The organism is Zoogloea sp. LCSB751 (assembly GCF_002028455.1).
Taxonomy (GTDB): domain Bacteria; phylum Pseudomonadota; class Gammaproteobacteria; order Burkholderiales; family Rhodocyclaceae; genus Zoogloea.
The window spans coordinates 1-239 of record NZ_MWUM01000560.1; the positions used below are offsets into that span (position 1 = coordinate 1).

Sequence of the window (239 nt, forward strand, 5' to 3'; positions counted from 1 at the left end):
GGTCACCACCAACCTGTTCGGCGACATCCTCTCGGATCTCTGCGCTGGTCTGGTGGGGGGCTTAGGCATGGCTCCAGGAGCCAACATAGGTGAGGGCGCCGCCATCTTCGAAGCGGTACACGGCTCGGCGCCGGACATCGCCGGCAAGAACATCGCCAACCCGACCTCGGTGATCCTCGCCTCCATCCAGATGCTGGAATACCTCGGCATGCAGGACAAGGCCGAACGCATCCGCGAGG

1 protein-coding gene is annotated in these 239 nt (G+C 64.0%); it reads left to right on the top strand.

The window, feature by feature from the left end; translation table 11 throughout:
- Positions 1-239, top strand: a 239-nt coding sequence (locus B4920_RS27710; protein ID WP_254051084.1) for an isocitrate/isopropylmalate family dehydrogenase, incomplete at both ends; no start/stop codon positions are given.